A 26,094-nucleotide genomic window follows, 5' to 3' on the forward strand; every position below is an offset into this window, starting at 1 on the left:
AGCATTCATCATCCAATAGGTCTGCTGACACTCATGATGCTTGAACTCGAAGACAACCTGACCCACCTGACGCTCTCGCCAGCGTTCGGTGGGAGTATCGTCAACTGGACCGTGCGCAGCAGCGGCCAGCCCTTGCTGCGCCACACCGATCAACAGGCGTTGGCCAGCGGCCTGCCGGGCAAGCTGGGGTGTTTCCCGCTGGCGCCCTGGTCAAACCGGGTGGCCGAGGGTGGCTTTGATAACCCTGCCGGATGGCTGGCCCTTGAGCCCAACAGCCCGCTGGACCCGTTGCCGATTCATGGCAGTGCCTGGCAGCAGGCGTGGCAAGTGGTCCGTCGTTCGACAGACGAGGCGGTGCTGCAACTGGACAGCCCCACACCGTTTGCGTATCGCGCCGAGCAGCGCCTTCAGTTGAGGGACGGCAGGTTGAGCATCACCCTGCGCGTCACGCACCTGGCGGAAAAAGCCGCGTGGCACGGGCTGGGATTGCATCCGTATCTGCCCCGCAGGCCGGGAACGCAGTTGCAGGCCAAGGCTTCGCAGGTGTGGATGAGTGATGCAACGAAACTGCCGACGGGACTGGCTACCGTGCCCGTCGAGTGGGATTTCCAACGGCTGAAGTCGTTGCCCGAGGCGCTGGTGGACAACGGTTTTGGCCAATGGGACGGGCATTGCCTGATCCAGCAGCCAGACCTGGGTTACACCCTGGAATGCCAGGCCACCGGCAGCGACTACTACCTGCTGTATTGCCCGCCGGGGCTGGATTTTTTCTGCTTCGAGCCAGTGAGTCATCCGGTGAATGCCCACCACCTGCCGGGCAGGCCGGGGCTGAACTTGCTGGAGCAAGGACAGTCAGTGGAGCTGGGTTTCAGCCTGCAATACAGCCCCCTCTAACCACACACAACCCCATGTGGGAGCGGGCTTGCTCGCGAATGCGGTGGATCAGGCAGTACATCTGCGACTGATACTCCGTATTCGCGAGCAAGCCCGCTCCCACATTTTGATCTCCAGTGTGTCAGGGAGGAGTGTTTTTTAAACGCCCCGCCGTGTCGATACTCACCACCACCGACAACCCCGGCCGCAGCCGCTCACTCTGCTCCTGGCCCGGGTCCACGGTGATCCGCACCGGCACGCGCTGGGCGATCTTCACGAAGTTGCCGGTCGCGTTATCCGCCTGCAACAAGCTGAATTCCGACCCGGTGCCCGGTGAAATGCGCTGCACCGTGCCGTGAAACTTGCGGTGGTTCAGGGCATCCACCGTGAAGGTCACCGGCTGGCCGACCTGCACGTTGTCCATCTGGGTTTCTTTCATGTTGGCGATCACCCACAGCTGGTTCGGCACCAGCGCCATCAACTGCGCACCGCTGTTGACGTAGGCCCCGAGGCGCACGCCAATCTGCCCCAGCTGCCCGTCACGCGGGGCGATGATCCGGGTGTTCGACAGGTCGATGCGCGCCAGTTCCACCGCCGCGTCCGCGCTGGCCACCGCCGCCTCCAGCGAACCGCGATTGACGATCACCGTCTGCAAATCCTGCCGGGCGATTTCCAGGCTGGCCTGGGCCTGGGCCACGGCCGCAATGGTCTGCGCGTTGGCGGCGCGAGTCACGTCCAGCTCGCGCTTGGACACCGATCCATCGCTGATCAACTCTTCGTTGCGGCGCAAATCTGCGGTGCTCTTGCGGGCCTGGGCCTGGCTGTCCATCAAGGCCGCCTGGCGCAGCTTGATGGTAGCCTCGGCGCTGTTGCGTTGCTGCACCACATTGGCAAGGGACGCCTGCTGCACCGCCAATTGCGCCAGGGCCTGATCGAGGCGCTGCCTGTAGATGCGGTCATCGAGGCGCACCAGCAAATCCCCGGCCTTGACGTACTGGAAGTCCGTCACCGGCACTTCATACACATAGCCACTGAGCTGCGGCCCGATAATCGTCACCTGGCCACGCACCAGGGCGTTCTCAGTGGTTTCCACGGCGCTGCTGAAGGGCGGCAATTGCCAGGCGTAAAGCACGATCAGCACGCCGACAATCGCAATCGCGGCAAAGCCCATCGAGGAGATGATGCGCACCCGCAAGGAGCGGGGTTCGGTGGCCGGCATGCTCGGCGGTGCGGTGCCTTCCGGCGTGGAAGCAATGGCGTTGGTGGTGGTCGTCGTCGGTTCGGTCATGAAGAAAGTGCGCCGCTGGGTTGAACGGGAGGCGCTGCACTGGCGGCAGCTTTAGTGGTACTCATCAGCCAGAGGCTGCGGATAAAAATCCAGATCATGGTGAGGATGGCGATGATCGCGATCAGCATGAACACATCGTTGTAGGCCATCACATTCGCCTCGCGGGTGGCCGCCGTGGCCAGGCTGCGAATGCCCATCAGGTTACGCAACTCGGGGTCGGCAATCACCCCGCCATAGGCCGAGCCGCCGCTGGCCACCCGCGCGGCCACACGCGGGTCGAGCAAGGTCAGGTGTTCGACGATCATGCTGGAATGGAATTTCTCCCGCACGATCTGAAACGTGCCCAGCAATGCCGCGCCAATCAGGCCGCCGAGGTTCTGGCAGATCCCGAACAGCACCGAAAAACTCACCAGGTTCCTGGGGTTGGTCAGCACGTTCTTCGTGCCCAACACCATGGTCGGCCCGAGGAAGAACGTGCCGCCAAAGCCTAGCAGGAACTGGCTGATGTACATGTTTTGCGGGCGCGTGAGGTTGCTGGAGAAACTGTCCATCACCGAGCCCACGGCCATGAAGGCCAGGGAGATGATCAGCGGCATCAGCAAATGCGCCGGGTTGATGGTCAGCGCGCTGACGGCCAGGCCGGCAATCGCCCCCGCCAGCATCACCCAATACAGCGTGCGCATCTGCTCGTTGCTCATGTTCAGCATCTGCATGAAGCCCACAGCGCCGGTGGACTGTTCCGAGAGCACCATGCGAATCAGGATCACCGCCAGCGCGAGGCGAATCATCGCCCCACTGCCCAGCCAGCGGGTCATCAGCAACGGGTTGGCGCGGTTATGCTCGATGGCCAGGCCGGCCATGATCAGCACCAGCGAGCAGGCCGAGGCGATGCCGATCCACGGTGCTTCCAGCCACCAGTCGATACGGCCCAGGGACAGCACGGCGCAGAGCAAGGCGACACCGGTGGCGAGGATCGCGAAGGTGAGGAAGTCGAGCTTTTCGAAGGTCTTGAAGCGATCGCCCGGGGGCAGCTTGAGCAGAAACACGCAGCCCAGGCAGGTCAGGGCCATGCCCAGTTCGAACAGGTACAGGCCGCGCCATTCGGCGATTTGCAGCAGGTCTTCGGAGAACAGTCGAGCCAGGGGTAACGCCAGCTGCGCGGTGCCCAGGCCGAGAACCAGGGCTTTCATCCGCCATTTTGCGGGGAAGGCCTGGATCATGTAGTACAGGCCCAGGGAACTGAGGGCGGCGCCCACCATGCCGTGGGCGGCCCGTACGGCGATGGCCGAGCTGAGGTCATTGACGAACAGGTGGCCGAAGGTGACCAGGGCGTAGAGCACCAGGAACACTTCGGTGAAAGCGCGCAGGCCGAATTGCTGGCGGAATTTGACCAGCAGCAGGTTCATGGAGACGTTGGTCATGACATAGGCGGCGGGGAGCCAGGCCATTTCTGCGGTAGTGGCGCCCAAGGCGCCTTGCAGGTACACCAGGTTGGCGATCACCAGCGAGTTGCCGAGGCCGCCGGTGATTGCCACCAGCACGCCGACCAAGGCGTATGCCCAGCGTTTGCGGGTGGAATGCAGCGGCGTCGACGGCGAGCCCGGCAGGCTCGGGCGTTCGTGGGGCTGCCAGGTGTGGGGGGTGTATTTGTCCATTCAGTGACCTTGATGACCGACGTGCAAGGCCGGTGAAACCCTTACTCAGAGAGTAGTTAACCTGAGTCCGGTTCATCTTGCCATCTTGGGAGGGGGTTTGGTGGGTGTGTATATCCGTTGCTGCGGTCAGGGCGGCTATTGGTTCCGCTCTTACAGCGGGCACAGTCAAATGTGGGAGCTGGCTTGCCTGCGATAGCATCGCCTCGGTGTACCTGAAAGACCGAGTTGTCTGCATCGCAGGCAAGCCAGCTCCCACAGAAAAGCAGAGCTGCAGCAGTTTCAGATTTGGTTTTCGCTTTGGCTTTTGCTCTGGCTTCTACCACTCAAGCCGGCCTGTAGGCCGCTGTGCTCTTGCTTTTGATCTTGATCTGACTGCCCCAATAAGCCCGAGGCCGAACGTAGGTATTGAGGAGCGGGTAAACCGGCAGGACGCCGGTTTAGCCGCGACGGGGCAGGGACGCCCCGTCGCGGCGGCCCGCGGAGCAATGCCGGAGTGAGGGAACACCGAGCCTAGGCGAGGTGCCGACAGGCGGGGCAGAGCGCTTTGGTTACTTTGCCGCTTTTGCAAAGTGACTCGCTGTAAGAGCGAAACCATAAGCCGCCGTTACCCAACTAACGGATATGTACACCGCCCCCCCCACTCAAATCCACCCCAACCAACTCCAATACGTAGCCGCAAACACCAACATCAACCCATACCCAATCAACGTCACCAGAATCCCGACCTTGGCAAACTGCCGCGCCGTGAACGTCCCGGTCCCCAAACACACCATATTCTGCGGGGCGTTGATCGGCAGGATAAACCCGTAGCTCATCACAAACCCCAGCAGCATGGTCATCCCCAGGCGACTGAACTCCCCGGGCAACGTCTGCAACACCGCAATCAAAATCGGCAACAGCGCCGAGGTCAACGCCGTGGCACTGGCAAACCCCAAATGAATCACAATCAAAAACGCCCCCAGAATCGCAAACACCCCCAGCGGCCCCACCTGATCCAGGCCAGTGTGCGCCACCACCTGCGACCCCAACCACTGCCCCGCCTGCGTCGTGAGCAACGCCGTCCCCAGGCTGATACCCACACCAAACACAATCACCGTGCCCCACGGAATCCGCGACTGCACATCCTTCCAGGTCATCACCCCGATCCCCGGCATCAGCAAAAACACCAACCCGGCATACGTCGTCGAGGTCGTATCAAAGCTGTGCAACCGCCCTTCCGTGGCCCAGGCCAACAACAGCAACGCCGACACCGTCAGCAAGCGCTTCTGCGGGCCGGTCATCGGCCCGATGTCCACCAGCGACTGCGCCACCGCCTCCTTGCCGCCGGGAATGCTGTCACTCTCCGGCGGCAACAGCTTCAGCACCAGGAACAACAACACCGCCGACATGATCAGCGCCCATGGCGCACCGGCGATCAACCAGTCGATCCACGACACGCGCTGACCCAGCATTTTGTCCATGAAGCCGACAGTCAGCAGGTTCTGCGCCGCCGCCGTCTGGATGCCAACGTTCCAGATGCTGGTGCCCTGGGCCACGACGATCATGATCCCGGCCGCGATATTGGAGCGTTTGTCCACGCCAAACGCGGCGATCACCCCCATCATGATCGGCACCACACACGCGCTGCGGGCCGTCGCGCTGGGCACCACCAGGCTGAGGAGGATGGTCACGGCAATGGCCCCGACAAGAATGCCCCGAGTGCTGGTCCCCACGCGGGTCAGCGTGACCAGCGCGATGCGCCGATCAAGACCGGTATGGGTCATGGCCGCCGCGATAAACAGCGCGCCGGCTACCAGGGCCAAGGCGGGGTTGGAAAACCCGGTCAACGCCATGCTGATGGCCGGGCTGGAACCGATCAGGTGCGTGGGGTCTTGCAGCGACGGCGCAGTGCCGAGCAAAAACGCCATCAGGGACGTAATCATGATCGCGCTGGCCTCGTAGGAGACCGCTTCGGTGATCCACACCACCACGGCAAACGCGAGGATCGCCAGCATTCGGTGCCCGGCCACCGGCAAGTCGGCCGGCAGGGGCAACAGCAGCACGCCGACCATCACCAGCACGCCGACGACCAGGCCCAAGGGCAACTTGAATGAAGCAGCAGGTGTTGCGGGGGCGCTCATGGGGTTCTCCGTCGGCCTTTAAATCAGGCCGACAGCATGAGGCAAAGCGTCACGGCGGGTGTTGACGGGTATCAAGGTGCCGCCCGCTTAGAAGGCCGCCCGCCACAGCATGCCCACCGCCACCAGCACGCACAGGGTGGCAAAACCCACCTGCAGGGTGCGCGCCTTGATCACCGAGCACAGGCGCCGGCCCGCCAACATACCGACAATGCTCGAACCGATAAACACCCAGCCCACTGGCTCGATACTGACCCCGGCGTGAAACGCGCCGATCACGCCGATCAACGAGATCAGGCTGATCACCATCAAGGAGGTGGCGACGATGCCGCGCATTTGCACGTCGGTCAGTTGCTTGAACGCCGGCACGATCAGAAAGCCGCCGCCCACACCGAGCAAGCCCGATACCGCGCCGGTTACCGCGCCCAGTGCCGCCAGGGTGGCGGTGCACTTGGCCGTCCAGGAAAAGCGCCCGGTCTGTTGGTCGAGCATGCAGTTCTTCTGGCCCCAGGACGCGGCGCCGTGATCACTCGGCCCGGCCTCCAGCTTCTCGCGCCGCAACATGCGCCAGGCCACCAGCACCATCAGCGCACTGAACAGACCCATCAGAACCTTCTCCGGCATCTGATGGGCGAAGAATACCCCCAGCGGCGAAAACAGCGCGCCGAGCAGCGCAATCAGCAGCGCCGCGCGGTAACGCACCAGGCCATGGCGCAACCCATCCAGGGCCCCCACGGCGGCGGCGGCACCCACCGCGAACAGCGACACGGGCGCGGCCTGGGTCATGGTCAACCCCAGCCCCAACACCAGCGCCGGAACGCCAAGAATGCCGCCTCCGGCACCGGTCAAGCCCATCACCAACCCCATCAACACGCCCAGGATACTTGCCAGCAGCATAGGGTTGCCTCAATCCACCTTGGCCAGACGGGTCAGCCACTCGCGGCCCTTGAGCATGCCGTTCCAGTAGAACCACGGCAGGAAACTCGCCTTGAGGAACCACGCCGAACGCCGCGCCACGGTCGGGTCGAGGGGGAACGTCGGCAGCAGCTTGCCGCCATAACCGAACTCGGCCAGCACCACCTTGCCCTTCTCCACCGTCAACGGGCAGGACCCGTAGCCGTCGTATTTGAGGGGCATCGGCGCCTGTTTGCGCAGGGCCAGCAGGTTTTCCGCCACCACCACGATTTGCTTGCGCACTGCGGCGGCGGTCTTGGCGTTGGTGGTGGAGCACACATCGCCCAGGCCGAAGATGTGCGGGTAGCGCAGGTGTTGCAGGCTCTGGGGATTCACTTCGCACCAGCCGGCAGCATCGGCCAGAGGGCTCTGGCGGATAAAGTCCGGGGAGACTTGCGGTGGGACGACGTGCAGCAGGTCGAAGGTTTTCTCTTCGACCCGCACGTTGCCTTCGGCGTCCTTGATTTCAAACCAGGCTTTGCGCGCCGGGCCGTCAACCTTGATCAGGTTGGCGTTGAATGCCAGCTGCGCCGAGTACTTTTCAACGTACTTCATCAGCGGCGGAACGAAGGTCGGCACGCCAAACAAGGCAGCGCCGGCCAGGTTGAATTCGACCTTGATGTTTTTCAGGTCACCCTGCCTGAGCCAGTGATCGCAGGACAGGTACAGGGCCTTTTGCGGGGCGCCGGCGCATTTGATCGGCATGGCCGGTTGGGTAAAGAGCGCCTTGCCGTGCTTGAGTTGCTGCACCAGTTGCCAGGTGTAGGCGGCGTGCTCGTAGCTGTAGTTGGACGTCACGCCATGCTGGCCGAGGGTTTCCGGCAGGCCTTCGATCTTTTCCCAGGCCAGGCGCAGGCCCGGGCACACGATGAGGTTTTTCCAGGTGACGCGCTGGCCGCTGTCGAGCACCAGGGTGTGCTCCTCGGGCAGCAATTCGCTGACCGCTGCCTGGATCCAGGTGACGCCGTTGGGCAGCACGTCGGCCATGGGCCGCACGGTCTTGGTCACGTCATACGCGCCACCGCCGACCAGGGTCCAGGCCGGCTGGTAGTAGTGATGGTCGCTGGGTTCGATCAGGATGATGTTCAGGTGCGGGTCGCGCTTGAGCAGGCTGGCCAGCAGGCCGATGCCTGCCGAGCCGCCACCGATGACAACGATATCGCCACTGATGGTAGGTCCCCAGTGTTGGTCGTTCATGGTCTATGGCCTTTCGTTTAAAAGTGCACACAAGGGTCGTTGCCGTACGGCGTCACGCCCAGCTTTTTATCACTGCGCCGCAGTACAGGCCGGACAGCGTCTTCATCACTTGAATCACTTCGTGGCTGGCCAGCCCGTAGAAAATGTATTTGCCTTCCCGACGGGTGGCCACCAACCCTTCGTCCCGCAGGATGCCCAACTGTTGCGACAGGGTGGGTTGGCGCACGCCGGTCATGGTTTCCAATTCGCCGACATTGCGTTCACCCTGGGTCAACTGGCAGAGAATCAACAGCCGGTCTTCATTGGCCAGGGCCTTGAGCAAGGCGCAGGCCTTGGACGCGGAGGCACGCAATTGTGCGACTTCGCCTTCACTCAGGTTCGATTCCATTTGCGTGTGGCTCTCTCTGTCACTTAAGCTCAAAACATTATGTGTAAACGTAAAGTGATTGTAACTACTTATTTGGGACAACCGTCATGCCAGCGTTGATTCAATCCTTTCTGGACGAGGCGTCGTCGACCTACACCTACGTCGTCTATGAAACGGACGGTGGCCCCTGCGCCATCGTTGATTCGGTGCTCAATTACGACCCGGCCTCCGGACGCACCGGCACCGGCCAGGCGGACAAGGTGATCGCGTTTGTGCGCGAGCACAGCTTGCAGGTGCAGTGGCTGCTGGAGACCCACGCCCATGCGGATCACCTGTCGGCGGCGCCTTACCTGCGCCGACAGCTGGGGGGCAAGATCGCGATTGGCGAGTCCATCAGCAAGGTGCAGGGGGTGTTCAAGAACCTGTTCAACCTGGAGCCGGAGTTTCGGGTGGACGGGTCGCAGTTCGACCATCTGTTTGCGCCGGATGAGGTTTTTCATATCGGCACCCTGAAGGCCCAGGCGCTGCACGTGCCGGGGCATACGCCGGCGGACATGGCTTACCTGATCGATGACCAGTTGATTCTGGTGGGCGACACGCTGTTCATGCCGGATGTGGGAACGGCGCGCTGCGATTTCCCCGGTGGGGATGCGCGCCAGCTCTATGGGTCGATGCGCAAGCTGTTGGCCTTCCCGCCTGACACCCGCCTTTATGTGTGCCATGACTACCCGCCTGAAGGCCGCGCCGCCAAATGCCTGACCACGGTGGCTGAACAACGGGCGGGCAATATTCATGTGCATGACGGGGTGGATGAGGCGGCGTTTGTAGCAATGCGCACCACGCGGGATGCCGGGTTGGGCATGCCGACGTTGTTGCTGCCGGCGATCCAGGTGAATGTGCGGGCCGGCGTGATGCCGCCGGCGGAAGAAAACGGTGTGGTGTACCTGAAGATTCCGCTCAACCAACTTTGAAATGCACTGCCAATTGTGGGAGCTGGCTTGCCTGCGATAGCGGTGTGTCAGACAGCGCATCGGGTGGCTGATACTCCGCCATCGCGGGCAAGCCCGGCTCCCACAGTTGGGCTGTGTTGTTTATGAACAGGGTGTACTAACCGAGATTGATGCCGTTGGCCGGCAGCGGCAGTGCCGTCTTGTAGCGCACCTGCTTGAGGGCAAAACTGGAGCGGATGTTGGCGACACCCGGGACTTTGGTCAGGAAGTCCATCATGAAGCGCTCCAGAGACTGGATGGTCGGCACCAGCACCCGAATCAGGTAGTCGGGGTCGCCGGCCATCAGGTAGCACTCCATCACTTCGGGGCGATCCGAAATCGCCCCTTCAAACTGCTGCAACGCCAGTTCGTTCTGTTTTTCCAGGCTGACATGGATGAACACATTGACGTGCAGCCCCAGCAGGTCGGCGTCCAGCAGCGTCACCTGGTCGCGTATCAACCCCAGTTCTTCCATGGCCTTGACCCGGTTGAAACACGGCGTGGGCGACAGGTTGACCGAGCGGGCCAGGTCGGCGTTGGTGATGCGGGCGTTCTCCTGAAGGGCGTTCAGAATGCCGATATCGATACGGTCCAGTTTGCGCATGAGACAAAACCACCTGTTTATTATGTTTATGCAGTTTTTTTATCCCCAAATGATCTCCAACGCAACGAAACAGAGATAAATATTCTCCTGAGCCGAGCCTATGATTGTTGTAGGACAAGATTTCTTCTACCCGAAGAAGGACTGTCAGCTACCGCGCCCACTACAAGAAATTCACAAGATAGAGCGTAGAAAGCCATGACTCAGCAGTATGAACCACTGCGCCTGCACGTCCCCGAACCCTCGGGCCGCCCAGGCTGCAAGACCGACTTTACCTACCTGCGCCTGACTGACGCAGGCACCGTGCGCAAACCCCCAATTGACGTAGAACCCGCCGACACCGCCGACCTGGCCAAGGGCCTGATTCGCGTGCTCGACGATCAGGGCCAGGCCCTGGGCCCATGGGCCGAAGGCGTGCCCGTCGAGATTCTGCGCAAGGGCATGCGCGCCATGCTCAAGACGCGAATCTTCGACAACCGCATGGTGGTCGCCCAGCGTCAGAAAAAGATGTCGTTCTACATGCAAAGCCTTGGCGAAGAAGCCATCGGCAGCGCCCAGGCCCTGGCCTTGAACATCGACGACATGTGCTTCCCCACCTACCGCCAGCAAAGCATCCTGATGGCCCGGGAAGTGCCGCTGGTAGACCTGATCTGCCAACTGCTGTCCAACGAGCGTGATCCGCTCAAGGGCCGCCAGTTGCCCATCATGTACTCGGTAAAAGACTTCGGTTTCTTCACCATTTCCGGCAACCTCGCCACCCAATTCGTACAAGGCGTGGGCTGGGGCATGGCCTCGGCGATCAAGGGCGATACCAAGATTGCCTCGGCCTGGATCGGCGACGGCGCCACCGCCGAGTCCGACTTCCACACTGCCCTCACCTTCGCCCATGTGTACCGGGCGCCGGTGATCCTCAACGTCGTAAACAACCAGTGGGCGATCTCCACCTTCCAGGCCATCGCCGGCGGTGAAGCCACGACCTTTGCCGGACGCGGCGTAGGTTGCGGCATCGCTTCCCTGCGGGTGGACGGCAACGACTTTGTCGCGGTGTACGCCGCCTCTGCCTGGGCCGCCGAACGCGCCCGCCGGAACCTGGGGCCGACCCTGATCGAGTGGGTGACCTACCGCGCCGGCCCGCACTCCACCTCCGATGACCCGTCCAAATACCGTCCCGCCGACGACTGGAGCCACTTCCCGCTGGGCGACCCGATTGCCCGCCTCAAGCAGCACCTGATCAAGATTGGCCAGTGGTCCGAAGAGGAGCACGCGGCGGTCAGTGCCGAGCTTGAAGCCGAAGTGCTCAAGGCCCAGAAAGAAGCCGAACAGTACGGCACCCTGGCCGGTGGCCAGATTCCAAGCGCCGCGACCATGTTCGAAGACGTTTATAAAGAGATGCCGGAGCACTTGAAGCGCCAGCGTCAAGAGTTGGGGATCTGACATGAACGATCACAACAACAATATCCAGCTGGAAACCGCCATGACCACCACGACCATGACCATGATCCAGGCCTTGCGCTCGGCCATGGATGTGATGCTTGAGCGAGACGACAACGTGGTGGTGTTCGGCCAGGACGTCGGTTACTTCGGCGGCGTGTTCCGTTGCACCGAAGGCTTGCAGAACAAGTACGGCACCTCGCGGGTGTTCGACGCACCGATCTCCGAAAGCGGCATCGTCGGCGTGGCGGTCGGCATGGGCGCCTACGGCCTGCGCCCGGTGGCCGAGATTCAGTTCGCCGACTACGTATACCCGGCGACCGACCAGATCATTTCCGAAGCCGCCCGCCTGCGTTATCGCTCGGCCGGCCAGTTCACCGCACCGTTGACCATGCGCATGCCCTGCGGCGGCGGCATCTACGGCGGCCAGACCCACAGCCAGAGTATTGAAGCGGTGTTCACCCAGGTCTGCGGCCTGCGCACAGTGATGCCGTCCAACCCTTACGACGCCAAGGGCCTGCTGATCGCCTCCATCGAAAACGATGACCCGGTGATCTTTCTCGAACCCAAGCGCCTGTATAACGGCCCGTTCGACGGCCACCACGACCGCCCGGTAACCCCGTGGTCCAAACACCCCCAAGCGCAAGTGCCGGACGGTTACTACACCGTGCCGCTGGATGTGGCCGCCATCGCCCGCCCGGGCAAGGACGTGACCATCCTCACCTACGGCACCACGGTGTATGTGTCGCAAGTCGCCGCTGAAGAAACCGGCATCGATGCCGAAGTCATCGACCTGCGCAGCCTGTGGCCGCTGGACCTGGAAACCATCGTCAACTCCGTGAAGAAAACCCGTCGCTGCGTGATCGTTCACGAAGCCACCCGTACCTGCGGGTTCGGCGCCGAGCTGGTGGCGCTGGTGCAGGAGCATTGCTTCCACTACCTGGAAGCGCCGATCGAGCGCGTTACCGGCTGGGATACCCCGTATCCCCACGCGCAAGAGTGGGCGTATTTCCCTGGCCCGACCCGAGTGGGCGCGGCTTTGCATCGGGTTATGGAGGTCTGAATGGGCACGCACGTTATCAAGATGCCGGACATCGGCGAAGGCATCGCAGAAGTTGAATTGTCGGTGTGGCACGTCAAGGTCGGCGACCTGGTGGTAGAAGACCAGGTGCTGGCGGATGTGATGACCGACAAGGCCATGGTGGACATTCCTTCGCCGGTGCACGGCAAGGTGATTTCCCTCGGCGGCGAGCCGGGCGAAGTCATGGCGGTGGGCAGTATCCTGATCAGTATCGAAGTGGAAGGCGCGGGCAATACCCGGGAGTCGGCAGTGGTTGAAGACCTCGCGCCGGCACCCGAACCGGCGCCGAAAGTTGAAGCCAAGGCCGCGCCCGTGGTTGAGCCCAAACCGCCCGCCAGGCCTGCGGTGGCGGCACAGGCCCCAGTGGCCCGCGAGGCCGATGACCGTCCGCTGGCCTCCCCGGCCGTGCGCAAACATGCGCTGGATGCTGGCATCCAGCTACGACTGGTCCAGGGTTCCGGCCCGGCCGGCCGGATTCTGCATGAAGATCTGGACGCTTACTTGCTCCAGGGTCCGGCGAAAAATTCCGCGGCCTCCAACCCGTACGCCGAACGCAACGACGAGCAGCAAATCCCGGTGATCGGCATGCGCCGCAAGATCGCCCAGCGCATGCAGGACGCCACCCGGCGTGCCGCGCATTTCAGCTATGTGGAAGAGATCGACGTCACCGCCCTCGACGAGTTGCGCGTGCACCTCAACGAGAAACACGGCGCCACCCGCGGCAAGCTGACCCTGTTGCCGTTCCTGGTACGGGCCATGGTCGTGGCGTTGCGGGACTTCCCGCAGATCAACGCGCGTTATGACGACGAAGCCCAGGTGATCACCCGCCTCGGCGCGGTGCATGTGGGCGTCGCCACCCAGAGCGATGTCGGCCTGATGGTGCCGGTGGTGCGTCATGCCGAAGCCCGCAACCTGTGGGACACGGCACAAGAAATCAATCGTCTGGCGAGTGCTGCGCGCAATGGCAAGGCCAGCCGCGATGAGCTGTCGGGTTCGAGCATTACCCTGACCAGCTTGGGCGCGCTGGGCGGGATTGTCAGCACACCGGTGCTGAACCTGCCGGAAGTGGCCATCGTGGGGGTCAACCGGATCGTCGAACGGCCGATGGTGATCAAGGGCCAGATCGTGATTCGCAAGATGATGAACCTCTCCAGCTCCTTCGATCACCGGGTGGTCGATGGCATGGACGCGGCGCAATTCATCCAGGCCATCCGTGGCCTGCTCGAACAACCCGCCAGCCTGTTCCTGGAGTAACCCATGTCTCAAACATTGCACACCACGCTGCTGATTATCGGCGGTGGGCCTGGCGGTTATGTGGCGGCGATTCGCGCTGGCCAACTGGGCATCCCGACCATCCTCGTGGAAGGCCAGTCCCTGGGCGGCACCTGCCTGAACATCGGCTGCATTCCATCGAAGGCGCTGATCCATGTGGCCGAACAGTTCCAGCAAACCGTGCACCACAGCCTGGGTTCACCGTTGGGCATCGAAGTCGATGTGCCGACCCTGAACATCGGCAAAAGCGTGGAATGGAAAGACGGCATCGTCGACCGCCTGACCACCGGCGTTGCGGCGCTGCTGAAGAAACACAAGGTGCAGGTCATTCAAGGCTGGGCCAAGGTCGTGGACGGCAAGACCGTCGACGTCGGCGACCAGCGCATCCAGTGCGAGCACCTGGTGCTGGCCACCGGTTCGAAAAGCGTCAACCTGCCGATGCTGCCAATTGGCGGGCCGATCATCTCCTCCACCGAAGCCCTGGCGCCGAAACGCATTCCGAAACGCCTGATCGTGGTGGGCGGCGGCTACATCGGCCTGGAGCTGGGGATTGCCTATCGCAAGCTCGGCGCCGAGGTCAGCGTGGTCGAGGCGCAGGACCGGATCCTGCCAGCCTACGACGCCGAACTCACCCAGCCGGTGGCCGAATCCCTGAAGCAATTGGGGGTGAAGGTGTTCGTGAAACACAGCGTCACCGGTTTTGAGCACAACACCCTGCAAGTGCGTGACCCCGGCGGCGAGACGCTGTCGCTGGAAACCGACCAGGTGTTGGTTGCCGTTGGTCGAAAACCCAACACCCAGGGCTGGAACCTTGAAGCCTTGAACCTGGACATGAACGGCTCGGCGATCAGGATCGACAGCCGCTGCCAGACCAGCATGCGCAACGTGTGGGCGATCGGCGACCTGAGTGGTGAACCGATGCTCGCCCACCGCGCCATGGCCCAGGGCGAAATGGTTGCCGAACTGATCAGCGGTAAAACCCGCGAATTCAACCCGGCAGCGATTCCGGCGGTGTGCTTCACCGACCCGGAACTGGTGGTGGTCGGCAAGACCCCGGACGAGGCCAAGGCCGCCGGGCTGGACTGCATTGTCTCGAGCTTCCCGTTCGCCGCCAATGGCCGGGCCATGACCCTGGAGTCGAAAACCGGCTTCGTGCGGGTGGTGGCGCGCCGCGACAATCACCTGATCGTCGGCTGGCAGGCGGTGGGCGTTGGCGTCTCGGAACTGTCCACGGCCTTCGGCCTGAGCCTGGAAATGGGTTCGCGCCTGGAAGACGTGGCGGGCACCATCCACGCCCATCCGACCCTCGGCGAAGCGGTACAGGAAGCGGCGCTGCGGGCCCTGGGGCATGCATTGCACATGTGAAGGGGGATGCGAATCCCCCCGCTAATGAAGTATTGTTGCGCCCATCCAGAAATAAACCATAAGCCTGCCTTCGACCAGGCGGTTGACAAAAGATAGAGGGTGTCATGGGTAACGAAAGCATCAATTGGGACAAGCTGGGTTTTGACTACATCAAGACCGACAAGCGTTTCCTCCAGACCTGGAAGGACGGCGAGTGGCAAAAAGGCACCCTGACCGACGACAACGTGCTGCACATCAGCGAGGGCTCCACCGCCCTGCACTACGGCCAGCAATGCTTTGAAGGCCTCAAGGCCTACCGCTGCAAGGACGGCTCGATCAACCTGTTCCGCCCGGACCAGAACGCCGCGCGCATGCAGCGCAGCTGTGGCCGCCTGCTGATGCCGCAAGTGCCGACCGACGCCTTTATCGAAGCCTGCAAGGAAGTGGTCCGCGCCAACGAACGTTTCATCCCGCCGTACGGCACCGGCGGCGCGCTGTACCTGCGCCCGTTCGTGATCGGCACCGGTGACAACATCGGCGTGCGCACCGCGCCGGAGTTCATCTTCTCGATCTTCTGCATCCCGGTAGGCGCCTACTTCAAGGGCGGCCTGACCCCGCACAACTTCCTGATCTCCGGTTACGACCGTGCGGCGCCAAACGGCACCGGCGCGGCCAAGGTCGGTGGCAACTACGCCGCCAGCCTGATGCCCGGCTCCCTGGCCAAAAAAGCCAACTTCGCCGACTGCATCTACCTCGACCCGGCCACCCACTCGAAAATCGAAGAAGTCGGCTCGGCCAACTTCTTCGGGATCACCCACGACAACAAGTTCGTCACCCCGAACTCGCCGTCGGTGTTGCCAGGCATCACCCGCCTGTCGCTGATCGAGCTGGCCAAATCGCGCCTGGGCCTGGAAGTGGTTGAAGGCGACGTGCTGATCGACAAGCTGTCGGACTTCAAGGAAGCCGGCGCCTGCGGTACCGCGGCCGTGATCACCCCGATCGGCGGCATCGAGTACAAAGACAAGCTGCACGTGTTCTACAGCGAAAAAGAAGTCGGCCCGGTCACCCAGAAGCTCTACAAAGAGCTGACTGGCGTACAGTCCGGCGACGTCGAAGCGCCTGCGGGCTGGATCGTCAAGGTCTAAGCAACACCGCAAAACAAAATGTGGGAGCGGGCTTGCTGTGGTGAGCGGGCTTGCCCCGCGTTGGGCTGCGAAGCAGCCCCATCAATCTGTGGCGAACCCGACGGGGGACAAGCCCCCTCACCACAGCAAGCCCGCTCCCACATTTGATTTCAGTGTTTGGAAAACCGAAGTTCAGGCTTTGTCCATCGGAATATTTTCCAGGATCTTCTTGCCCATGCTGATCCTCGGCTCGGCGCCATAACCCAGTGCCTCATAAAACCCCATCACCGCGTCATTGCCGCTGGTGATCTGCAGGTTGATCTTCATACAGCCCAAGGCGGTCAACGCCTGCTCCGCATGCCGCACCAGCGAGGCGCCCAGGCCCTGGCGGCGATAGTCGTTGTGCACTGCCACCGAATACAGCCAGCCACGATGCCCGTCGTAGCCGGCGAGGATGGTGCCGATCACCGCCTTCTTGTCGGTGGCCACGAAGAACAACCCATCGTTGACCGCCAACTTCTTGTCGATCGCCAGGCCCGGCAGGTTATGGGCCGCGTCATAACCAAACGCCACCTGCCACAACGCCACCACCTGCGCCCTATGCGCCCGGTCGCGATAGGCGCCGATGGGATGGCGGGATGACAACGCCTTCTCCATCACCAGCGTGCGCTCATTGCCGTGATAGACATCGCGCACCGTGTGGAAACCCAGCTTGGTGTAGAACGGCTCGGCCGTCAGGGAAGACGGCACATGCAGCGAGGTCACCCCGGCTTCGCGGGCGCGCAACTCGATCTCAATCATCAGCAAGCGCCCGATGCCCTGCCCTTGCAGCGCCGGATTGACGAACACCGAGCGCACCACATTGGCATCCAGCGCGGCAGTGGCCACGATCACCTCATCCTGGATGGCCACCAGCACCGTTCGACGCCCGAGCAATCCCACCACGGCCTCGGGGGTAAAGTTGCTCGCCACCCGCGCAATCACGTCAGCCGGGTAATCCCGGGCGTTGCTGTCATGCAGGGCCGCCAGGATGACCTGGCTGATGCCCTCGGCATCGGTGGTTTGGGCGAGACGAACTTCAGTGGGCATGGGCACTCCTTAATGACGGACTCAATTCCTGCAGCGCCCCCATACTAATGTGGGAGCTGGCTTGCCTGCGATAGCGGTCTGTCAGTCGATACTTGATTGACTGTCAGACCGCTATCGCAGGCAAGCCAGCTCCCACAGTTGATCAGCTTTGTTCCTTCAACCGCACCCAACAGCCGATTCGGCTGCCCCACCCCACTTTTCAGCTTTCCCGGCTGAGCCACCCCCTCACTTCAGCCGGGATTCTTCCTTCACACCGCACAAAATAGCCTCACTGCCCAACCCCATGGACCCGTGCACCCATGCAAACCACCAACACTGTCCTGATGATCCGCCCGGCGCACTTCGCCTTTAACCCGGACACTGCGATCAACAACCGCTTCCAGCGCGCGCCCCTCGACCCGGTGGCCGCACAGCAGAAAGCGCTGGAAGAGTTCGACGGCTACGTCGACACCCTGCGCCACCACGGCGTGGAAGTGCTGGTGGTTCAAGACACCCCCGCCCCTCACACCCCGGACTCGATTTTCCCCAACAACTGGTGGAGCAGCCACGCCGACGGCAGCCTGGTGCTCTACCCGATGGAAGGCCAGAACCGACGACTGGAACGCGACAAAGGCGTGCTGCAAGTGCTGGAGCAACGCTTTGCGATCCACAACACCATCGACTTCAGCCACCTCGAACAACAGAACATGTTCCTGGAAGGCACCGGCAGCATGGTCCTCGACCGCCAGCACCGCATCAGCTACGCCTGCCACTCCGGGCGTACCCATCAGGATGCCCTGCGCCAGTTCGCCGAACGTCTGGACTACCAGGTCTGCGTGTTCCACGCCGTCGACCGCCACCAGGCGCCGATCTACCACAGCAACGTGATGATGAGTGTTGGCCGCGACCTCTCCGTGGTGTGCCTGCAAGCCCTGCCCGACGACCACGAGCGCCAGGCCCTGGAACGTTCCCTGCGCGACACCGGCAAAGACATCGTCGCCCTGGACTTCGACCAGCTGGAAGCCTTCGCCGGCAACATGCTGGAAGTCCATGACCGCGATGGCCAGCCGCTGCTGGTGATGTCGGCCAGCGCCTGGGGCTCGCTCAAGCCCGCCCAGCGCCAGCACGTGGAGCGCCACACCCGGCCGGTGGTGGTGAACATCGACAACATCGAACGCATCGGCGGCGGCAGTGCCCGCTGCATGTTGGCGGAAGTGCACCTGCCCGCCCGCCCCTCATTTCAATAAGGAGTCTTCCCATGACCCGCTATATCGACGTCAACGACTTGAGCTACCTGGTTTCGCAAAAAGGCCTGCAAACCTGCATCACCGAGATGGCCGAGTACATCCGCGCCGACTACCTGCGCTGGCAGGACTTTGAAAAGTGCGCACGCCTGGCCAACCACTCCCCCGAGGGCGTGATCGAGCTGATGCCGGTGTCCGACGCGTCGCTGTACGCCTTCAAATACGTGAACGGCCACCCGAAAAATACCCAGAGCGGCATGCTCACCGTCATGGCCTTCGGCGCCCTGGGCGATGTGGACACCGGCAAACCGGTGCTGCTGGCCGAAATGACCCTGACCACCGCGATCCGCACCGCCGCCACCTCGGCCCTGGTGGCGCGCTACCTGGCCCGGGACAACAGCCGCAGCATGGCGCTGATCGGCAACGGCTCCCAGAGCGAGTTCCAGGCCCTGGCCTTCCACGCCATGCTGGGCATCAATGAAATCCGCCTGTTCGACATCGACGCCAAGGCCACCGCCAAGCTGGCCGCCAACCTGAAAGCCTTCCCGGCGATCAAGGTGATCCTGGCGGGCAGCGTGGCCGAAGCGGTGAAAGGCGCCGATATCGTCACCACCGTGACCGCCGACAAGGCCTACGCCACCATCCTGACGGACGAGATGATCGAACCGGGCATGCACCTGAATGCCGTGGGCGGCGACTGCCCAGGCAAGACCGAGCTGGACCGACGAATCGTCGAACGTGCGCGGGTGATCGTCGAGTACGAACCGCAAAGCCGCATTGAAGGCGAGATCCAGCACATGCCGGAAGATTCGCCGGTCACCGAGCTGTGGCAAGTGATCAACGGCCAGGCCCCGGGCCGCGAAAATGCGCGCCAGGTCACCCTGTTCGACTCGGTGGGTTTTGCCATCGAAGACTACTCTGCCCTGCGTTACGTGCTGGACGTGGCCAAGGCGCTGGACGTGGGCAGCGAACTGGAACTGGTGCCGGACCTCGCCGACCCCAAGGACCTGTTTGCCCGCCTGGCCCAGGCACCGGCCGCACAGCAGAAAAAGCGCGCCTGAGACCGCTCTGGCCTGCCGCTTTGCGTGAGGGGCAGGCCGGAAAAAGTCGACTGACAAGCCGATTTAGCGGGTGCCGCAGCCGTTTCCGCTGTGGCCCGCGTTTTAACAGCACATTCCGCCCGCCGCGGCAGGGGTAAACGACACAAAAAACGCACCATCTTGAAGCATTCTCTCTGACAAGAAACATCCCAATGTGGCGAGGGAGCTTGCTCCCGCTGGAGTGCGTAGCGCTCCCGGGATTTTGGGGCCGTTTCGCAGCCCAGCGGGAGCAAGCTCCCTCGCCACAAAAGCCAGCTCGCCTTAGCTTTCAGCTTTCTACTGCCCTGACATCAATTACAAAATATAGGGAATACACATGACTCCGCTCCGATCACTTTTCGCTGCGCTGCTCCTGCCATTGGCCGCCACGGCTGCCCAGGCTCAGGAATGGAAAGAAATCCGCTTTGGGGTCTTCCCCGAATACCCACCGTTTGAATCGGTCGCCGCCGACGGCAGCCTGCAAGGCTTCGACATCGACCTGGGCAACGCCATCTGCGCCAAGCTTGAAGTCAAATGCGTGTGGGTCCACAACGAATTCGACGGCATGATCCCGGCCCTGCGCGCGCGCAAGTTCGACGCCATCATGTCTTCCATGGCCGTGACCCCGGCCCGCCAGAAAGTCATCGACTTCAGCGACCGCCTGTTCCTCAGCCCGACCTCGGTGATCACCCGCAAAAGCGCCGACTTCGGCGACACCCCCGAATCCCTCAAAGGCAAACAGGTCGGCGTGCTGCAAGGCTCGCTGCAAGAGGCCTATGCCCGTGCACACCTGGCAAAACTTGGCGCGCAGATCAAGGCGTACCAGTCTCAGGAACAGAACTACGCCGACCTGCAAAACGGTCGCCTCGACGCCACCCTCACCGACAAGCTCGAAGCCCAGCTCAACTTCCTGTCCAAACCTGAAGGCGCCGACTTCAAGACCGGCCCGGCCTTCAAGGACCCGACCCTGCCGCTCGACATCGCCATGGGCCTGCGCAAGAACGACAAGGACCTGGTGGAACTGATCAACAAGGGCATCGCCGCTGTCCAGGCCGATGGCACCTACGCACAGATCCAGAGGAAATACTTCGGCGATCAGGATATCTACAACGAGTGATATCCACCCCACCCCTGTAGGAGCTGGCTTGCCAGCGATGGCTGCCTGAAGCATTGCGCTGAACTCGACGGCCCCATCGCCGGCAAGCCGGCTCCTACAGGGGACGTCTGAGCCCCACAGAGATCTCCCCTCCATGAATGAATTCCTCAACTTGCAAGGCTTCGGCCCGTTGCTGGCTCAGGGTGCCTGGATGACGGTCAAGCTGGCGTTCCTGGCGCTGGTGCTGAGCCTGTCCCTGGGCCTGATCGCCGCCGGTGCCAAGCTGTCCAGCGCCAAGCTGCTGCGGGTTCCGGCCACGCTCTACACCACGCTGATCCGCAGCGTGCCGGACCTGGTGCTGATCCTGCTGATCTTCTACAGCCTGCAACTGTGGCTGAACGACCTGAGCGAAATGCTCGGCTGGGCCTACTTCGAAATCGACCCGTTCACCGCCGGTGTCATCACACTCGGTTTTATCTACGGGGCGTATTTCACCGAGAACTTTCGCGGGGCGATTCTCAGCGTGCCGGCCGGCCAACTGGAAGCCGCGACCGCCTACGGCCTGAGCCGCTGGCAGCGCTTTCGCCTGGTGCTGTTCCCGCAGTTGATGCGCTTTGCCCTGCCGGGCCTGGGCAATAACTGGCTGGTGCTGCTCAAGTCCACGGCACTGGTGTCGATCATCGGTCTGTCGGACCTGGTCAAGGCCGCGCAAAACGCCGGCAAGACCACCAACGACCCGCTGTACTTCCTGATCCTCGCGGGCCTGGTGTACCTGGTGATCACCACCCTCTCCAACCGCATCTTCAAACGCCTGGAACGGCGCTACAACGTCGGCATCAAGGGGATGGCGCGATGATCGAACTGATCCAGCAATACGGCCTGGCCTACCTGTTCACCGACGGCAACGGCTTTTCCGGGGTGGCGATGACCCTGTGGCTGTTCATTATCTCGGTGGTACTGGGCTTCTTCCTGTCGATCCCGCTGGCCATCGCACGGGTGTCGGAGCACTTCTGGATTCGCTGGCCGGTGGAGCTCTACACCTACCTGTTCCGCGGCACGCCGCTGTATATCCAGTTGCTGATTTGCTACACCGGCCTCTACGGCCTGGAGGTGGTGCAGGACAACGCCCTGCTCAACCAGTTTTTCCGCAATGCACTGAACTGCACGCTGCTGGCGTTTGTGCTGAACACCTGCGCCTACACCGTGGAAATCTTTGCCGGGGCGATCCGCAACATTCCCCATGGCGAAATCGAAGCGGCCAAGGCCTACGGCCTGCACGGCTGGCGCCTGAACCTGTTTGTGGTGGTACCCGCCGCACTGCGTCGTGCGCTGCCGGCCTACAGCAACGAAATGATCCTGATGCTGCACGCCACCTCCCTGGCGTTCACCGCCACCATCGCCGACATCCTCAAGGTGGCCCGCGACGCCAACGCCGAAACGTTCCTGACGTTCCAGGCCTTTGGCATCGCAGCCCTGTTGTACATGCTGCTGTCCTTTGCACTGGTGGGCCTGTTTCGACTGGCCGAACGTCGCTGGATGCGTTTTCTTGTTCCTACCCGAGGCTAACCCATGAATCAGTCCGCGCAGGCCCTGGCCGCTTATCCCACCGATGTACGCCCTGCCGCCAAACCGGTTGCCGTGGCAGAGAATGCCAACGTCAAACTCCAGGTCGAAGGCCTGCACAAACGCTATGGTGAGCATGAAGTGCTCAAGGGCGTCTCGCTGAACGCGCGCAACGGCGACGTAATCAGCCTGATCGGCGCCAGCGGCTCCGGCAAAAGCACGATGCTGCGCTGCATCAACTTCCTCGAACAGCCGGACGCCGGGGTCATCACCCTGGACGGCATCAGCATCGAAATGCAGCAAGGCCGCGCCGGCACCCGCGCGCCGCATCAGGCGCAATTACAGAACCTGCGCACCCGCCTGGCCATGGTGTTCCAGCACTTCAACCTGTGGAGCCACATGACGGTGCTGGAAAACATCACCATGGCCCCGCGTCGCGTGCTGGGGGTGAGCGCCGCCGAGGCAGAAAAACGCGCACGGATGTACCTCGACAAGGTCGGCCTGCCGGGCCGGGTGGCGGACCAATACCCGGCATTCCTCTCCGGCGGCCAGCAACAGCGCGTCGCCATCGCCCGGGCCCTGGCGATGGAACCGGAGATCATTCTGTTCGACGAACCCACCTCGGCCCTCGACCCTGAACTTGTAGGAGAAGTCCTTAAAGTCATACAGACGTTGGCTGAGGAAGGTCGTACCATGCTCATGGTCACCCACGAAATGGGCTTTGCCCGGCAGGTGTCCAGCCAAGTGCTGTTTCTGCACCAGGGCCGTGTCGAGGAGCAAGGCGGAGCCGAAATCCTCGACCAGCCGAACAGCGAACGCTTGCAGCAATTTCTTTCCAACCGATTGAAGTGAACACCACACACCATGGATACCAAGGCCACCGGACCGAACGCCTCCCCTGTGCTGGATCGCATCGATGAAGCCATCATCGACGTGTTGCGGCACCAGGGACGCATCACCTACGAAAAACTCTCGTCGCTGGTGCACCTGACGCCCAGGCCGTGCCTGGAACGGGTGCGCAAGCTGGAGCGACGCGGGGTCATCCGGGGGTATGGGGCAATCATCGATGTGCAGATGGTTTCGCCGGGGCTGTCACTGCTGGTGCTGGTGGCCCTCTCCAACCAGAGCGGGCGCTCGGCGCAGAAAGCATTCGAGGCGTGCGTCAAAGCCTGCCCGCAAGTGTTCGAATGCCAGTTGATCAGCGGGCCGTTCGACTACAGCCTGCGCATGCGCTGCCGGGACATGGAGCACTATCGGGTGCTGACGGAAACCTGGTTGAACAATGACGAGTTGCACATTGATAAATTGGTGGCGCATCCGGAGTTGGCGGTGGTGAAAAATACCGCCACGGAACTGGCCTGAACACCACCCGCTAAAACCACACACATCACTGTGGTGAAGGTGCCTCTGTGGTGAGCGGGCTTGCCCCGCGCTGGGCTGCGAAGCAGCCCCAACAAAGTCACCGAGTTCTTTCAGATGGAACCGGAGCGCAGGTTTTGGGGCCGCTTCGCAGCCCAGCGCGGGGCAAGCCCGCTCACCACAAAAGCCCGCTCACCACAAAAGCCCACTCACCACAGAAGCCTGCTCAACACAGAAGCCCACTCACCACAGAAGCCCGCTCAACACAGAAGCCCACTCACCACAAATGCCCGCTCTCACATTTAAATGTGCCCGCTTGAGATTCTCTTACCCTGTTTGGCCCCAATCATCTTCGCCTGCCCATCCCGCTGCTTGCCCGTACGCGCCTCGCTGATCAACCCCGGAATCAACTTGCCCTCCGGCAGATTCTTCCAGAACCGGCTCGGCAAATGCCCTTCCATCACCTTAGGGTTCAATCGCGCCGGGTTAAAGATATGGCTGTAATACGTCAGCCACATAGCACTGTGCGGATCCTCGACATTCTGCGCCAACTGCTGCCATTCCACCGGGCAGTGCCGCTGATGAATCAACTGTTCCCCATCGTAATAAACCCCATCCAGGGGCGTCGCGATCATCCAGCGATGGCGCCCCATACGCCCGACAAAATGCTGGCTGGCCACCTTCAGGATATCGTGGGCCGGCTCATGCCAGGCCACATACTCCGGCAACTCCGGCCCCGCCTCTGCCGGCAACGCGATAAACCGCACAAACGCATGCAGGTGATGGGCCTCGCGCTGCACCTGCTTGATCCGGCGCTGCAACTCGCTGCCCAGCTTGTCCCCCGACATCATCGCCGTGCGGTCCCCATGGCTGACGCGCCATAACACCTCATACAGCAGGCTCCAGCGCTGTTCACCGTGATAACACGCGGCAGACTCCAGCAGCTCCAGCAGCGCCTTGGGGATCCGCGCCTGGAACGGCCCGCACTCGGCCGGGTACTGCTCGTCAGTGGCAAACAGGTCCGCCACCTCGGCCACGCCCCAACTCACATGGCTTGGGTCAATCTGATGGCTGAGCAGCCAGCGCGCCTGCTCGCGCCAGGTGCTGAACAGGTTGTCGCACTCCAGGCTGATCATCCCCACAGCCCCATTTGCTGCGGCTGCGGACGGTCGCGCAGTTGTTCGCGCAGCAACACGCTGGTGCTTTCCGCCTGCTGCGGGTGGTAGTCGCTGGTGATGAAAAACGGCTTGGCCTTGGCCAGCACGCAACGCATACGCGCCAGGTCTTCGAAGCGGATCTTGCGCTGGCGGCGCAGGTCCACCAGCCGCTGGGTGGTGCGCAGGCCAATCCCGGGAATGCGCGCAATCAGTGTCGGCTCGGCACGATTCAAATCCAGCGGGAACACCTCGCGGTGCTCCAGGGCCCAGGCCAGTTTCGGGTCGATATCCAGGGCCAGGTCGCCCGGCCCTTCGAACAGTTCATTGGCGCTGAACCCGTAGCTGCGCAACAGGAAATCCGCCTGGTACAAGCGGTGCTCGCGCATCAGGGGCGGCGCGGCCAGGGGTACGCTTTTGGGGCTGTTGGGAATCGGGCTGAACGCTGAGTAATACACCCGGCGCAACTTGAAGTTGCCGTACAACGCCTCGGCGCTGTGGAGGATGGTGCTGTCGTCGGTGTCATCGGCGCCGACGATCATCTGCGTGCTCTGCCCCGCTGGCGCGAAACGTGGTGCACGGGGTTCGTTGAGCACGGTCTGTTCACCGGTGTAGATGGTTTGCATGGCCTGCTTGATCGAGAAAATCTGCTTCTCGGGCGCCAGGGTCTGCAGGCTCTGGTCGGTCGGCAACTCGATGTTCACGCTGAGGCGATCGGCATAGCGCCCCGCCTCGGCAATCAGCGCCGGGTCGGCTTCGGGAATGGTCTTGAGGTGGATATAGCCGCGAAAGTCATGCTCTTCGCGCAGGAGCTTGGCGACCCGCACCAACTGCTCCATGGTGTAGTCGGCCGAACGGATGATGCCGGAGCTGAGAAACAGCCCGCTGACGCAATTGCGCCGGTAGAAGTCGAGGGTCAGGGTCACCACCTCCTCCGGGCTGAAGCGTGCACGGGGCACATCGCTGGAACGGCGGTTGACGCAGTATTGGCAGTCGTAGAGGCAGAAGTTGGTCAGCAATACCTTGAGCAGGGACACGCAGCGACCGTCGGGCGTATAGCTGTGGCAGATGCCCATGCCATCGGTGGAACCCAGCCCCGCCTTGCCTTCCGAGCTGCGCTTGGGCGCGCCGCTGCTGGCGCAGGAGGCGTCGTACTTGGCGGCGTCGGCGAGGATGCTGAGTTTTTCGATCAACTGCATGGGGCTTCTACCGATACTGGTTTTTTGTACAGTATCAGC

24 protein-coding genes are annotated in these 26,094 nt (G+C 62.4%); 14 read left to right on the forward strand and 10 right to left on the reverse strand.

The window, feature by feature from the left end:
• Nucleotides 1-33: 33 nt before the first annotated feature.
• Complete coding sequence (locus tag P3C29_RS21420; RefSeq protein ID WP_275965377.1) at nucleotides 34-894, forward strand: aldose 1-epimerase; 861 nt, start codon at nucleotides 34-36, stop codon at nucleotides 892-894.
• A 121-nt stretch (nucleotides 895-1,015) separates the two neighbouring features.
• Here the strand turns inward: P3C29_RS21420 and P3C29_RS21425 are convergent, their stop codons facing one another.
• From P3C29_RS21425 to P3C29_RS21450, 6 genes are all read right to left on the reverse strand, one after another.
• Nucleotides 1,016-2,161: an HlyD family secretion protein gene (locus P3C29_RS21425; protein ID WP_010166789.1), complete on the reverse strand. Its 1,146-nt coding sequence runs from the start codon at nucleotides 2,159-2,161 to the stop codon at nucleotides 1,016-1,018.
• Nucleotides 2,158-3,816, reverse strand: a complete 1,659-nt coding sequence (locus tag P3C29_RS21430; protein WP_010166787.1) for an MFS transporter — start codon at nucleotides 3,814-3,816, stop codon at nucleotides 2,158-2,160. The genes P3C29_RS21425 and P3C29_RS21430 overlap by 4 nt, the downstream gene beginning before the upstream one ends.
• A gap of 641 nt (nucleotides 3,817-4,457) precedes the next feature.
• Entirely contained in the window at nucleotides 4,458-5,936 is a 1,479-nt protein-coding gene (locus P3C29_RS21435) for a DASS family sodium-coupled anion symporter (RefSeq protein WP_275965378.1), read from the reverse strand.
• A gap of 87 nt (nucleotides 5,937-6,023) precedes the next feature.
• Complete coding sequence (locus P3C29_RS21440) at nucleotides 6,024-6,830, reverse strand: sulfite exporter TauE/SafE family protein (RefSeq protein WP_275965379.1); 807 nt, start codon at nucleotides 6,828-6,830, stop codon at nucleotides 6,024-6,026.
• A 9-nt stretch (nucleotides 6,831-6,839) separates the two neighbouring features.
• A complete protein-coding gene (locus P3C29_RS21445) occupies nucleotides 6,840-8,084 on the reverse strand; it encodes an FAD/NAD(P)-binding oxidoreductase (RefSeq protein ID WP_201124855.1) in 1,245 nt (414 codons plus the stop codon).
• A gap of 52 nt (nucleotides 8,085-8,136) precedes the next feature.
• Nucleotides 8,137-8,472, reverse strand: a complete 336-nt coding sequence (locus P3C29_RS21450) for a metalloregulator ArsR/SmtB family transcription factor (RefSeq protein ID WP_010166774.1) — start codon at nucleotides 8,470-8,472, stop codon at nucleotides 8,137-8,139.
• 86 nt (nucleotides 8,473-8,558) lie between these two features.
• Here P3C29_RS21450 and P3C29_RS21455 point away from each other — a divergent pair, with 86 nt between their 5' ends.
• Complete coding sequence (locus tag P3C29_RS21455; protein WP_275965380.1) at nucleotides 8,559-9,422, forward strand: MBL fold metallo-hydrolase; 864 nt, start codon at nucleotides 8,559-8,561, stop codon at nucleotides 9,420-9,422.
• Between the two features lie 136 nt (nucleotides 9,423-9,558).
• On the opposite strand, the gene bkdR is transcribed toward P3C29_RS21455, so the two are convergent.
• Complete coding sequence (gene bkdR, locus P3C29_RS21460) at nucleotides 9,559-10,044, reverse strand: Bkd operon transcriptional regulator BkdR (protein ID WP_003212855.1); 486 nt, start codon at nucleotides 10,042-10,044, stop codon at nucleotides 9,559-9,561.
• A 195-nt stretch (nucleotides 10,045-10,239) separates the two neighbouring features.
• On the opposite strand from bkdR, the gene P3C29_RS21465 reads away from it, so the two are divergent.
• The 5 genes from P3C29_RS21465 to P3C29_RS21485 all read left to right on the forward strand — a co-directional run bounded on the left by P3C29_RS21465 (nucleotide 10,240) and on the right by P3C29_RS21485 (nucleotide 16,314).
• Entirely contained in the window at nucleotides 10,240-11,475 is a 1,236-nt protein-coding gene (locus tag P3C29_RS21465; protein WP_010166769.1) for a 3-methyl-2-oxobutanoate dehydrogenase (2-methylpropanoyl-transferring) subunit alpha, read from the forward strand.
• 1 nt (nucleotide 11,476) lies between these two features.
• A complete protein-coding gene (locus P3C29_RS21470) occupies nucleotides 11,477-12,535 on the forward strand; it encodes an alpha-ketoacid dehydrogenase subunit beta (RefSeq protein WP_010166768.1) in 1,059 nt (352 codons plus the stop codon).
• Nucleotides 12,536-13,807 carry a dihydrolipoamide acetyltransferase family protein gene (locus P3C29_RS21475; protein WP_275965382.1) on the forward strand — a complete coding sequence of 424 codons (1,272 nt, stop codon included), beginning with the start codon at nucleotides 12,536-12,538 and terminating at the stop codon, nucleotides 13,805-13,807. It begins immediately after the preceding gene.
• 3 nt (nucleotides 13,808-13,810) lie between these two features.
• A complete protein-coding gene (gene lpdA / locus P3C29_RS21480; protein WP_275965383.1) occupies nucleotides 13,811-15,190 on the forward strand; it encodes a dihydrolipoyl dehydrogenase in 1,380 nt (459 codons plus the stop codon).
• A gap of 104 nt (nucleotides 15,191-15,294) precedes the next feature.
• Nucleotides 15,295-16,314 carry a branched-chain amino acid aminotransferase gene (locus P3C29_RS21485; protein WP_169389183.1) on the forward strand — a complete coding sequence of 340 codons (1,020 nt, stop codon included), beginning with the start codon at nucleotides 15,295-15,297 and terminating at the stop codon, nucleotides 16,312-16,314.
• 171 nt (nucleotides 16,315-16,485) lie between these two features.
• Here the strand turns inward: P3C29_RS21485 and P3C29_RS21490 are convergent, their stop codons facing one another.
• Entirely contained in the window at nucleotides 16,486-17,382 is an 897-nt protein-coding gene (locus P3C29_RS21490; protein WP_275965384.1) for a GNAT family acetyltransferase, read from the reverse strand.
• A gap of 299 nt (nucleotides 17,383-17,681) precedes the next feature.
• Here P3C29_RS21490 and P3C29_RS21495 point away from each other — a divergent pair, with 299 nt between their 5' ends.
• The 7 genes from P3C29_RS21495 (at nucleotide 17,682) to P3C29_RS21525 (ending at nucleotide 23,705) form a co-directional block, all read left to right on the forward strand.
• Nucleotides 17,682-18,608, forward strand: a complete 927-nt coding sequence (locus P3C29_RS21495) for an arginine deiminase-related protein (protein ID WP_010166758.1) — start codon at nucleotides 17,682-17,684, stop codon at nucleotides 18,606-18,608.
• An 11-nt stretch (nucleotides 18,609-18,619) separates the two neighbouring features.
• Nucleotides 18,620-19,666 (forward strand): ornithine cyclodeaminase, encoded by a 1,047-nt coding sequence (locus P3C29_RS21500; RefSeq protein ID WP_177071794.1) that lies wholly within the window; start codon nucleotides 18,620-18,622, stop codon nucleotides 19,664-19,666.
• A 355-nt stretch (nucleotides 19,667-20,021) separates the two neighbouring features.
• Nucleotides 20,022-20,801, forward strand: a complete 780-nt coding sequence (locus P3C29_RS21505; protein WP_275965385.1) for an ABC transporter substrate-binding protein — start codon at nucleotides 20,022-20,024, stop codon at nucleotides 20,799-20,801.
• A gap of 133 nt (nucleotides 20,802-20,934) precedes the next feature.
• On the forward strand, nucleotides 20,935-21,636 hold the full coding sequence (locus P3C29_RS21510) for an ABC transporter permease (RefSeq protein ID WP_275965386.1): 702 nt from the start codon (nucleotides 20,935-20,937) through the stop codon (nucleotides 21,634-21,636).
• Nucleotides 21,633-22,346 (forward strand): ABC transporter permease, encoded by a 714-nt coding sequence (locus tag P3C29_RS21515; RefSeq protein WP_275965387.1) that lies wholly within the window; start codon nucleotides 21,633-21,635, stop codon nucleotides 22,344-22,346. The genes P3C29_RS21510 and P3C29_RS21515 overlap by 4 nt, the downstream gene beginning before the upstream one ends.
• A gap of 3 nt (nucleotides 22,347-22,349) precedes the next feature.
• Entirely contained in the window at nucleotides 22,350-23,195 is an 846-nt protein-coding gene (locus P3C29_RS21520) for an ATP-binding cassette domain-containing protein (RefSeq protein WP_237151038.1), read from the forward strand.
• Between the two features lie 12 nt (nucleotides 23,196-23,207).
• A complete protein-coding gene (locus tag P3C29_RS21525) occupies nucleotides 23,208-23,705 on the forward strand; it encodes an Lrp/AsnC family transcriptional regulator (protein ID WP_003208571.1) in 498 nt (165 codons plus the stop codon).
• Between the two features lie 299 nt (nucleotides 23,706-24,004).
• Here the strand turns inward: P3C29_RS21525 and P3C29_RS21530 are convergent, their stop codons facing one another.
• On the reverse strand, nucleotides 24,005-24,838 hold the full coding sequence (locus P3C29_RS21530) for a TIGR03915 family putative DNA repair protein (RefSeq protein WP_169389187.1): 834 nt from the start codon (nucleotides 24,836-24,838) through the stop codon (nucleotides 24,005-24,007).
• Nucleotides 24,835-26,055 carry a putative DNA modification/repair radical SAM protein gene (locus P3C29_RS21535; RefSeq protein WP_201124863.1) on the reverse strand — a complete coding sequence of 407 codons (1,221 nt, stop codon included), beginning with the start codon at nucleotides 26,053-26,055 and terminating at the stop codon, nucleotides 24,835-24,837. The genes P3C29_RS21530 and P3C29_RS21535 overlap by 4 nt, the downstream gene beginning before the upstream one ends.
• Nucleotides 26,056-26,094: the final 39 nt, after the last annotated feature.

This window comes from Pseudomonas sp. 1912-s, from assembly GCF_029269205.1.
Classification (GTDB): Bacteria; Pseudomonadota; Gammaproteobacteria; order Pseudomonadales; family Pseudomonadaceae; genus Aquipseudomonas.

What these genes read in the sequence shown, in the direction of transcription:
- P3C29_RS21455 (WP_275965380.1), top strand. Translation starts at nt 8,559, where the DNA reads ATGCCAGCGTTGATTCAATCCTTTCTGGACGAGGCGTCGTCGACCTAC.
- P3C29_RS21470 (WP_010166768.1), top strand. Translation starts at nt 11,477, where the DNA reads ATGAACGATCACAACAACAATATCCAGCTGGAAACCGCCATGACCACC.
- P3C29_RS21520 (WP_237151038.1), top strand. Translation starts at nt 22,350, where the DNA reads ATGAATCAGTCCGCGCAGGCCCTGGCCGCTTATCCCACCGATGTACGC.
- P3C29_RS21495 (WP_010166758.1), top strand. Translation starts at nt 17,682, where the DNA reads ATGCAAACCACCAACACTGTCCTGATGATCCGCCCGGCGCACTTCGCC.
- bkdR (WP_003212855.1), bottom strand. Translation starts at nt 10,044, where the DNA reads ATGCGCAAACTGGACCGTATCGATATCGGCATTCTGAACGCCCTTCAG.
- P3C29_RS21420 (WP_275965377.1), top strand. Translation starts at nt 34, where the DNA reads ATGATGCTTGAACTCGAAGACAACCTGACCCACCTGACGCTCTCGCCA.
- P3C29_RS21490 (WP_275965384.1), bottom strand. Translation starts at nt 17,382, where the DNA reads ATGCCCACTGAAGTTCGTCTCGCCCAAACCACCGATGCCGAGGGCATC.
- P3C29_RS21500 (WP_177071794.1), top strand. Translation starts at nt 18,620, where the DNA reads ATGACCCGCTATATCGACGTCAACGACTTGAGCTACCTGGTTTCGCAA.
- P3C29_RS21505 (WP_275965385.1), top strand. Translation starts at nt 20,022, where the DNA reads ATGACTCCGCTCCGATCACTTTTCGCTGCGCTGCTCCTGCCATTGGCC.
- P3C29_RS21430 (WP_010166787.1), bottom strand. Translation starts at nt 3,816, where the DNA reads ATGGACAAATACACCCCCCACACCTGGCAGCCCCACGAACGCCCGAGC.
- P3C29_RS21445 (WP_201124855.1), bottom strand. Translation starts at nt 8,084, where the DNA reads ATGAACGACCAACACTGGGGACCTACCATCAGTGGCGATATCGTTGTC.
- P3C29_RS21535 (WP_201124863.1), bottom strand. Translation starts at nt 26,055, where the DNA reads ATGCAGTTGATCGAAAAACTCAGCATCCTCGCCGACGCCGCCAAGTAC.
- P3C29_RS21510 (WP_275965386.1), top strand. Translation starts at nt 20,935, where the DNA reads ATGAATGAATTCCTCAACTTGCAAGGCTTCGGCCCGTTGCTGGCTCAG.
- P3C29_RS21530 (WP_169389187.1), bottom strand. Translation starts at nt 24,838, where the DNA reads ATGATCAGCCTGGAGTGCGACAACCTGTTCAGCACCTGGCGCGAGCAG.
- P3C29_RS21485 (WP_169389183.1), top strand. Translation starts at nt 15,295, where the DNA reads ATGGGTAACGAAAGCATCAATTGGGACAAGCTGGGTTTTGACTACATC.
- P3C29_RS21465 (WP_010166769.1), top strand. Translation starts at nt 10,240, where the DNA reads ATGACTCAGCAGTATGAACCACTGCGCCTGCACGTCCCCGAACCCTCG.
- P3C29_RS21515 (WP_275965387.1), top strand. Translation starts at nt 21,633, where the DNA reads ATGATCGAACTGATCCAGCAATACGGCCTGGCCTACCTGTTCACCGAC.
- P3C29_RS21440 (WP_275965379.1), bottom strand. Translation starts at nt 6,830, where the DNA reads ATGCTGCTGGCAAGTATCCTGGGCGTGTTGATGGGGTTGGTGATGGGC.
- lpdA (WP_275965383.1), top strand. Translation starts at nt 13,811, where the DNA reads ATGTCTCAAACATTGCACACCACGCTGCTGATTATCGGCGGTGGGCCT.
- P3C29_RS21450 (WP_010166774.1), bottom strand. Translation starts at nt 8,472, where the DNA reads ATGGAATCGAACCTGAGTGAAGGCGAAGTCGCACAATTGCGTGCCTCC.
- P3C29_RS21425 (WP_010166789.1), bottom strand. Translation starts at nt 2,161, where the DNA reads ATGACCGAACCGACGACGACCACCACCAACGCCATTGCTTCCACGCCG.
- P3C29_RS21435 (WP_275965378.1), bottom strand. Translation starts at nt 5,936, where the DNA reads ATGAGCGCCCCCGCAACACCTGCTGCTTCATTCAAGTTGCCCTTGGGC.
- P3C29_RS21475 (WP_275965382.1), top strand. Translation starts at nt 12,536, where the DNA reads ATGGGCACGCACGTTATCAAGATGCCGGACATCGGCGAAGGCATCGCA.
- P3C29_RS21525 (WP_003208571.1), top strand. Translation starts at nt 23,208, where the DNA reads ATGGATACCAAGGCCACCGGACCGAACGCCTCCCCTGTGCTGGATCGC.